Genomic DNA, 8,495 nt, shown 5'->3' with positions numbered 1-8,495 from the left:
CCGCGGTTGCCCGAAAGCTCGTAACCATCGCGAACGCGCTGTGCAGGAACCGTCAGAAATGGGCCGCTCCGGCTACCTGACAGATACAGTTGCTAGGTTGGAGAACCACGCCGTGCTGGTTCGCTTGTCTTAACCCGCATTATTCGCCGAGCCGGCTCGGCGGCGCGCTGGAGGCGGGTTGAAGCCGTTCTTGCCGGCTTCTGGGCACCAGCTTGTTGCCGATGAGAGCTACGCATCCCGGTTTGGTTGAGAGAGTGGACGAGACGACATCCTTTGGATGATTTCGCCCTTTGGATCGGCCACGACTTCTGGCCGCCCCTGGGCGTTCATTGTGTCGGCGGCATCTGCAACTTGCTCGCGATTATGGGTCGGCCCCGCGTAGCATCTGGATCTGCGGCCAGATGGCGGCCCAGTAGGGCGCGGCCGTTGCGGCAAGTATCAAGGTCATGCGCCGGGCTGAAATGATGAGACGAGCGCCGGCGCGCAGCACGCGTTCCCGCAGGCGGCGCAGGCTCCAAGGGGCTTTCGTGGCGCGCCGGGCCATGGCGCGCGCCACGTGCATGATCTGGTAGGCGAGCATGGCGACGAGCAACCGGACTTCGTTGCAGGCGAAGGCATCGATGGGGGGCGTGACCGATTTCGGCTTCTTGCCGCGCAGATGGGTCTTGGCGCGATTGGTGGAGGACAGCGCTGGAGACAGCACGTCCATCAGCTCGCCCATGTGGCCTTCTGCTTTGCCGCGCTGGCGATAATGGTCCAGCAGGGCCTGCCCCTTCATCTGGAAGCGCGAGATCGAGGTGACGAGGAAGAAGCGGTCGAGCAGCAGATCGCCCTCGCGCTCCTTGACCACCAGCACCACACGGCGGGGCTCGTCCCAGCCCTGCGCCTGGTATTCCAGCTCATGCGTCCAAAGCCGCGGTTCCGTCGGCCGTCGTCCCGGCGGTCGCTTCATGTGCGGCGCCGCGAGCCTGTCGAGGGCTGCGTTCGCCCGCAGGCGGGCGACGTGGTGGATGCCGCGCCCCTCCAGGCCCGACAGGAGCGCGCCAGAGGGGAAGCCTGCATCGATGCGCACGGTCGTGATCTGGCACAGGCTGGCCTCGGCCCGATCGACGACGTCGAGAATGACGTCCAGCGCACCGTCGGCAGTGCCGACATTGCCGGGGCGTAAACGCGCGTCGAGCATGTCGCCGGTCTCGGCGATGGAGGTGACCAGCGGGTGATAGACCCGGGTCCGGTAGTGCCCGTTCCACTCGGCCTTCGGTTGATGGCCATGCACCTCGATGGGCAGACTGTCGACGTCCAGCGTCATGCGAGTGCGCCGCTGCCCGCCATTCTCGGCGCGCAGGTTCCGACCGGCGAGTTCGAGGGCAGCCTCCCGCAGAACCTTCAGGTTGCCTGGCTCCGCCAGCATCGCTGTGCAACGCGAAAGCGTGGGCTGAGAGGCCAGCCCAGGGTGCCCAGTCAGCGGCGTCAGCCCGGCCGACGAGGCGGCCGCCACACGCATCGCTGGATCATGCCGCAGGGCATCCGCATCGTCGTGGTCCTGCCAACCCTGAGCGACCAGGAGCACCATGGTCCGCAAGAGCGACGGCAGGTCATGCACGACATCGGCTTGGCGGCGGCTGTCCTTCATCCGCGCCGCCATCCAGCCGATAATCCCGGTCGCGTCGAGAGCTTCTCGCAGCAGTACTGCGCCAGGATCGCCCGTCAGGCGCTCGGCGCGAGTTTCGATCGAAAGAGAGCGGTTGAATCCGGCCGTGACCGGCCGTAGCGTTTCACCCATGCGTGCGTCCGAAGCTGCTGGCGGATTTTGGTGTAGCAACTTGATTCTACGGCGCTTTCAGGCGCACGCAACCTGCCCCCATCGATTTGGATGAATAAACCGGGTTCAAGGAACTGATTGGCGGAGCCGAATAATCTGCCAGTGCCGTGCTCTAGTGACGGCCAGTCGTCGGACATTCTATTTTCGAAGCGGCTTCAGAGAGCCCAGCCACGATTCGACCTCGCGCTGATGGGTTTGCGTTTACATAGACAGGCGACGGGTGCGGAACTCGCAAGACGGGGACCGCGCAGAGGGGCGACGCGCGTCCGGCAGAGCGTCCGGCCAGGACGACCGCGCGTAGCGCGGGCAGGAGCCCCAGAAGCGCCGGGAGATGGGCCAGCCCATCACGTAGTTCGGTCATGCGGGACGGTGTGTTGTGCACCGTGTCCGCGGGCGGCAGCCAGGGCACGGCGTTCCAGATCACGATCCGCCGACGGGTCAGACCCGCTTCCGCCAAGAACCGCCGCAGGTTGCGCTGCGCCGGTGCAGGGTTGTCACACGAAACGAACCGGGGCGCGTCCCCGAGCCGCGCGGGCCGCTCCAGCAGGATCAGGCATCGTGCCGTCGTACCGCCGTCGTGCGGATCGAACCATGGCACGTCGCGACCCTCCGCGCGCAGGCCCTCTGCATAGGTGTTGAGCGCGGTCATGTGCGGCGCATCCAAAGCTGAAAGGCGCCGGGACCTGGCGGCGGCGTTTGCAAGCTCCTCCGTCATCCGCTCGGCCCGAGAAGAAGAACGAGACCAAGCCCGAGCGCGACGATGAAGAGCCACGACGCCGCCCCGAGGAGCGCGGGTCGCGCGCCCTCGGCCGCGAGCTTGCGAATGTCCGTCTCGAGCCCCATCGCCGCGAGCGCCATGGCCAGGAGGAACTGGGTCAGGCCCTTGTGCCAGGGCTCCGCGGCCGTTGGCACGATCCCCAACGAAGCGATCCCCACCATGGCGACGAAGCCAAAAACGAACCACGGAATCGGGGCGCCGGCACCCGAGGCCCCCTCGTTTCGCCGCCGGGCCAGGAGGCCGAGCGTCAGAACCAGAGGCGCCAGCATCATCACCCGGGTGAGCTTGGCGATCGTCCCCGTATGCCCGGCCGCATCGCCCTGTTGGAAGGCCGCGGCGACGACCTGAGCGACCTCGTGGATGACTGCACCGGTCCAGAGCCCGTAGGCATCGGGGCCGAGATGGAGCACCGTCGCCTCGACCACCGGGATCAACACCATCGACAGCGAGCCGAACACCGTCACGCAGGCCACCGCATAGGCCACGTCCTCGTCGGAGGCCCGTGTGACGGTGTTGGTGGCGATCACGGCGGAGGCACCGCAGACCGAGGTGCCGGCGGCGATCAACTCGGTGAGCTTGGTGCCTACCCCGAGCTGCCGCCCGAGCCACTTGGTAAAGAGGAACGTCGCGATGAGCGCGGCCGCGATAATACCCACGCCGCGCAGGCCGACCTCGATAACCTGACCGATAGTGAGTTGCAGGCCAAGCAGCACAACCCCCGCCTTTAAAATGACCTTCAGAGATACGTTGACGCCGGGCTTCGCCGCGCCCGGCGTGCCCATCGTGTTGTGCAGCACCATACCGATAAGGATCGACAGGATCAGCGGCGAGAGCGCGTCTATCCCGGGGACGAGGCGCAGTCCAAAGGCAGCGGCGGCAATCAGGGCGGTGAGGGCGAGGCCAGGCCAGATCGATCTGTTTGACCCCGCATCGGCGGTGGTGTCTGTCATTGAAGGCTTTCGTATGATTGCCGAAATATTGGCTCGTCCCACTCAGGGACACGCACCCAACAGACGTGCGACCCGGGCCGGGTATTCCCGCGGCTTTCCGTATCGCTCTTCGTGTCCTCTGATGACGCGACTGTGAGTCTCTGTCCGGGAATAGGCCGCGCCCTTTGGCCGTCAGTATCTATGACGGAGCCAAATCACCGTCGAAGATCCCCAATGAAGGAAGTTCCATGATCCGCCTCACTATGCTCATCGCCACCACGACACTCGTGGCTCTGCCGGCGGCTGCCGACGTGTTCTCCGACCGTGTCGGCAAAACGGACCTCGCCGATCCGAGTATCACCCACGCTCCCGAGGACGGCATCGTCAAGCTCTATGGCGCGGGCGGGCCGCATACCGCGTTCCAGAAGGTCGCCGATGTTTGGCAGGAAGAGACCGGCACGGAAGTCGAGATCGTTGCCGGGCCAGAAGCGGACTGGAGTGCTGACGCTCAGGCCGACGCAGACATCCTGTGGGGCACGGCGGAGCAGTCGATGACCGCGTTTCTACTGACCTATCCGGCCTTCGATCACGCCGATGTCGAGCCGATCTACATCCGCCCCGCCGTCATCGCTGTGAAGGCGGGTAACCCGAAGGGTATCGAGGGCTTCGAGGATCTTCTCGGCGAGGACATCAGTATTGTCGTGACCGAAGGGGCGGGGGTCTACAACACTTCCGGCACGGGCACTTGGGAGGACGTCGCTGGCCGTCTCGGGCGGCTCGACGACATCGCGGCGTTCAGAGAAAACATCGTCGCCTACGCACTCGGCTCAGGAGCGAGCTTCCAACAGTTCCAGGACCAGGATGCCGATGCGTGGATTACCTGGCCGAACTGGCCGCTGACCCATCAGGACGTACTGGAAATGGTGGAACTCGACGACGCCCGGAAAATCTGGCGCGACGTGAACGTGGTGATTTCCCCGAACGCGGACCCGGCGGCGCAGGACTTTCTGGACTTCCTCGTGACTGATGAGGCGCAGGAACTCATGGCCACCGAAGGCTGGCAAAGATAAGTGCCCCCGGCTAGGAACTTCGCGGCGGAAATTATTCGTCGCGAGGGAATAATCTGTGCGGGGTGACCGTCCTTCCATCGAGCACGATGCGGCTCAGAAGGTAAAGGGAGGACATCATGACCACTGTATACCCGGTGAAACGCCGCCAGTTCCTGATTGGCTCGGCCGGTCTTGCCGGCGCAGCCGTGACAGGTTTGCCGGCGATCGCGCAGGAAGGCGGAAAACTGCCCGCCTATGTCGCCTGGAAGGACGCGGACGACATGATCGTCCATACCTCCGAGACGCTGGAGACCACGCGCGCCGCGCAAGGCGACGCGCTCGTGACGCCCTCGAGCGATCTCTACATCCGCAACAACCTGCCCGCGCCCTCCGACGAGATCGTCGCCGATCGCGATGCGTGGGAGGTCTCGGTCGAAGGCGTGGGCGAGCCCGGTACGATGACACTCGGTGCGTTGAAGTTGCTCGGGTCGGAGACCGTGGTCGCGGTGTTGCAATGCTCGGGCAACGGGCGGGCCTTCTTCGATCACGAGGCGAGCGGGTCGCAATGGGCAACCGGCGCGGCCGGCAACGTGATCTGGACAGGCGTTCCGGTCCGCGCCGTGGCCGAAGCCATGGGCGGCGTCGCGGGCGACATGGCCTTCCTGACCGGCACCGGGGGAGAGGAGATCCCCGAGGGCCTGCCGCCCGAGAGCATCCAGGTCGAACGCTCCGTGCCCGTGGAGGCGATGGAACAGGCGATCCTGGCCTGGGACATGAACGGCGAGCCGGTTCCCCTGGCACACGGCGGCCCGCTGCGGCTGATCGTTCCGGGCTATTACGGCGTCAACAACGTCAAGTATCTCAAGCGGCTCGCCTTCACCGCCGAGGAGAGCCCCGCCAAGATTCAGCAGACCGGCTACCGCGTCCGGCCTGTGGGCGTCTCGGGCGACCCGTCCCAGCCCTCGATGTACGAGATGAGCGTCAAGTCCTGGATCACCGGCCCGCTTGAGGATGCCAATACCGGACAAGTCAGGATCGAAGGTCTCGCCATGGGTGGCACCAGTGCCGTGACGGGGGTGGAGGTCTCTACTGACGACGGCGGGAGCTGGCAGGAGGCCGAACTCCTCGGCCCGGACATGGGCCCCTATGCCTGGCGGCCCTTCGTCATTGTCGCCGACCTGGACGCGGGGACCCATACTCTCGCGAGCCGGGCCACCAACGGCAACGGCGATACGCAGCCCGAAGAGTTCGAGCCCAACGAGCGTGGCTATGGGCATAACGGCTGGCGCGGCCATGCCGTCGACGTGACGGTCGGATAAGGAAGAGACAATGAAAATTAACCTCACGGAACTCCTACGCAATTCCCCCGGCAGTCCGACAGCCCTTTCGGCCGTTCTCCTCGCATTCTTTGCGCCACCGCTCGCCGCGCAGGAGGCCGATCCCGAGGCGGGCCGGGCGATCTTCACCGAGACCGCGCAGCCTCAATGCGCGCTCTGCCACGTCCTCGCCGAGGCGGAGGCCCAGGGCAAGGTCGGGCCGAACCTCGACGAGCTTCAGCCCAGCGTGGATCAGGTCCGCGCGGCCGTCACCAGCGGGGTGGGCGTCATGCCCGCCTTCGAGGGTACCCTGAGCGAGGAGGAGATCGAGACGGTCTCGGCCTACGTCGCGGAGGTGGCTGGCAACGGGGGCTAAGACCCCCGCCGCTTAGGCGCAGGTCGCGGTTCGCGCGACCTGGCGCGCGAAGGCCAGGCGGTCCGCGCTATCACCATCGGGGTCGGTCACGGCCTTGAGATACGTCTCGATCGCCGCAAGGCGGTCGGACTTCATGCCCTTGGCTCGGACGGCGTAGCGCCGTCCATCGACGACCCAGGCATCCGGCGCATTGGGCCCGTCCACATTCCCGTCCTCCAGCCTCAGAAGCGTAAGACGGCAGGCGTTGCGTCCCCTGTAATGGCCGGCGATGCCACCCTCGACCTCGCGCACGGCCACGAGCGCCAGTCCGGCCGGGGACAAGTCGGGAAGTAGGCCGCCCCCATTGAAGCCGACTTCGGCGAGGGCGTCATCCGAGGTCGGAAAGCTTTGCTTGAGGAAGGTCTCGTGGATCGAGGTCAAGTCTGTTCGGTCCGCCCCGGGCATCGCAAGAAATGCGACTAGGGCCAAGGTTGCCGCGATCGCTCCGCCCCAAGCGACGGGACGCATCCAGACGGGCGATTCCGCATCGGCGACGGGCCGCATCCGGCGCAGGCTTTCGGACTGGGCGCGCAGCTCGGCCGCGGCCGCGGCCAAGTCCGGTTCCCGGGCCAAGCGCCGGGCGAAGGCACGATGCTCATGGCCTGACAGCTCGCCGTCGAGATAGGCGTTCAGGATCTCCCAGTCCTCGTTGCAGGGATCGGTCACGGTGTGCTCCGCTTGTCGCTCTCGACTCCGGTGATCCGGTCGCGAAGCGCGCGGCGTGCGCGGCTGATCCGGCTCATCACCGTTCCACGCGGCACGTCGATGACGCGCGCTGCCTCGTCGTACTTGAGGCCCAGAATGTCGATCAGGGTCAAAATTTCCCGCATCTCGCTCGATAAGGTCGCAAAGGCCGCACGGACATGCATATCCCGCTCGTGTTTCGGATCATCGGAGATCTCACCGGACAGACGTGTCTCGCGCTCGAGATATTCCCGGCGGACGCGGCGCTTGCGCAATTCGTCGGTGTTCAGGTTGCGGATCGTCCGAAACATCCAGGGTCTGAACTCGCCAAGACGCCGCGGCGGCGAGTCCGCGCGCAGGGCCCGGGCCACGGCGTCCTGCACGAGATCGTCCCCATCCTCGCGCCGATCACTGATCGAGTAGGCATAGGCTTTCAGCTCCGGCAGAAGCCGCTCGATATGCCGACGTCGGCTCATCTCAGCAAGTCAGGCCACATGGTTTGAGCATCCGCGTTTACCCATGCTCATTCATAGCGTTGTGTGGTTGCCGAAGCTATCGCCTGCAACCGGAACGCAGAGACTGCTAAAGTCGCTTCGGTCATTCACGTCGACCGCAGCAACCAAAGAGGTGGGCTCGAAGCAGTCATGCGGCGGCGCGGCGTCAGAGCGCTGGCGGTCAGCTTCGTCACCGGTCGTTCGCGATCTCGCTTACTATCGAGGGGTCACGCGATGTCGACGCCTGGGCCGGGAGGGACGGATGGAGGAAGTCTCATGTCTAAGATCCAGCTCCCCGTCACCAAGCCAAAGCGGCGCCCCTGGAACCGCGGCAGGCTCGTCGGTCAGAAACGCCCGCTCTTGCCGAAGCAGGTTTGGGCGATCCGCGCGCGCCTCGAACTCTCCGGCAACCTGCGCGATCTCGCGCTGTTCAACCTGGCCATAGACAGCAAGCTGCGCGGCTGTGACCTCGTCAGGCTCAAGGTCGCCGATCTCGTCGTCGGCGGTTGCGTGCGCGAACGCGTCTCCGTCATCCAGAGCAAAACGCAGCGCCCCGTCCAGTTCGAAGTTACGGAAAACACTCGCGCGTCGATCTCGGCTTGGGTGGCGCGGCCGGAGATGATCGGCTGCGCCTTCCTGTTCCCGAGCCGGTTCCACGACAGACCGCACATCTCCACGCGGCAATACGCGCGGCTCGTTCGGGATTGGGTGACGGCGATCGGCCTCGAGCCGAGCGGCTACGGCACACACTCGCTAAGGCGCACCAAGGCGGCGCAAATCTACCGCAAGACGGGCAATCTTCGCGCGGTCCAGCTTCTGCTTGGTCACACGAAGGTCGACAGTACCGTCCGATATTTGGGCGTCGAACTCGAGGATGCCCTCAGCATCGCCGAGTCGGTCGACATCTGATAATCTTGGCGAACGGCTTATGCCGTTCGCCATCCGAGACCGGACAGGCAGCGGCGTGCGCACCAACGCTGGCTCAGAGCCCATAGTGACGAATGCTGC

9 protein-coding genes are annotated in these 8,495 nt (G+C 65.5%); 4 read left to right on the top strand and 5 right to left on the bottom strand.

The window, feature by feature from the left end; all coding sequences use genetic code 11:
• Positions 1–361 precede the first annotated feature (361 nt).
• The 3 genes from BMX29_RS06260 to BMX29_RS06250 all read right to left on the bottom strand — a co-directional run bounded on the left by BMX29_RS06260 (position 362) and on the right by BMX29_RS06250 (position 3,550).
• Positions 362–1,783: an IS1380 family transposase gene (locus BMX29_RS06260; RefSeq protein WP_092811274.1), complete on the bottom strand. Its 1,422-nt coding sequence runs from the start codon at positions 1,781–1,783 to the stop codon at positions 362–364.
• A gap of 151 nt (positions 1,784–1,934) precedes the next feature.
• On the bottom strand, positions 1,935–2,471 hold the full coding sequence (locus BMX29_RS19855; RefSeq protein WP_217644377.1) for a uracil-DNA glycosylase family protein: 537 nt from the start codon (positions 2,469–2,471) through the stop codon (positions 1,935–1,937).
• Between the two features lie 62 nt (positions 2,472–2,533).
• Positions 2,534–3,550: a YeiH family protein gene (locus BMX29_RS06250; RefSeq protein ID WP_092811270.1), complete on the bottom strand. Its 1,017-nt coding sequence runs from the start codon at positions 3,548–3,550 to the stop codon at positions 2,534–2,536.
• A 227-nt stretch (positions 3,551–3,777) separates the two neighbouring features.
• Here BMX29_RS06250 and BMX29_RS06245 point away from each other — a divergent pair, with 227 nt between their 5' ends.
• The 3 genes from BMX29_RS06245 to sorU all read left to right on the top strand — a co-directional run bounded on the left by BMX29_RS06245 (position 3,778) and on the right by sorU (position 6,270).
• Positions 3,778–4,599 carry an extracellular solute-binding protein gene (locus BMX29_RS06245; RefSeq protein ID WP_092811268.1) on the top strand — a complete coding sequence of 274 codons (822 nt, stop codon included), beginning with the start codon at positions 3,778–3,780 and terminating at the stop codon, positions 4,597–4,599.
• Positions 4,600–4,715: 116 nt separating this feature from the next.
• Positions 4,716–5,897, top strand: a complete 1,182-nt coding sequence (gene sorT, locus BMX29_RS06240; RefSeq protein ID WP_092811266.1) for a SorT family sulfite dehydrogenase catalytic subunit — start codon at positions 4,716–4,718, stop codon at positions 5,895–5,897.
• A gap of 10 nt (positions 5,898–5,907) precedes the next feature.
• The gene (gene sorU, locus BMX29_RS06235; RefSeq protein WP_092811264.1) at positions 5,908–6,270 is read left to right on the top strand and encodes a SorU family sulfite dehydrogenase c-type cytochrome subunit; all 363 of its coding nucleotides are present in this window, start codon (positions 5,908–5,910) and stop codon (positions 6,268–6,270) included.
• 12 nt (positions 6,271–6,282) lie between these two features.
• Here the strand turns inward: sorU and BMX29_RS06230 are convergent, their stop codons facing one another.
• Together BMX29_RS06230 and BMX29_RS06225 are read right to left on the bottom strand one after the other, a co-directional pair.
• A complete protein-coding gene (locus tag BMX29_RS06230) occupies positions 6,283–6,975 on the bottom strand; it encodes an anti-sigma factor family protein (RefSeq protein WP_092811262.1) in 693 nt (230 codons plus the stop codon).
• The gene (locus BMX29_RS06225; protein ID WP_092811260.1) at positions 6,972–7,469 is read right to left on the bottom strand and encodes an RNA polymerase sigma factor; all 498 of its coding nucleotides are present in this window, start codon (positions 7,467–7,469) and stop codon (positions 6,972–6,974) included. Before BMX29_RS06225 ends, BMX29_RS06230 begins: the two co-directional genes overlap by 4 nt.
• Positions 7,470–7,763: 294 nt before the next feature.
• Between BMX29_RS06225 and BMX29_RS06220 the strand changes: the two genes are divergently transcribed.
• Positions 7,764–8,396: a tyrosine-type recombinase/integrase gene (locus tag BMX29_RS06220; RefSeq protein ID WP_092811258.1), complete on the top strand. Its 633-nt coding sequence runs from the start codon at positions 7,764–7,766 to the stop codon at positions 8,394–8,396.
• The last annotated feature ends 99 nt before the right edge of the window (positions 8,397–8,495 follow it).

It is taken from the genome of Roseivivax marinus (assembly GCF_900109705.1).
Lineage (GTDB): Bacteria > Pseudomonadota > Alphaproteobacteria > Rhodobacterales > Rhodobacteraceae > Roseivivax > Roseivivax marinus.
This window is presented reverse-complemented; position numbering and strand designations above follow the sequence as displayed.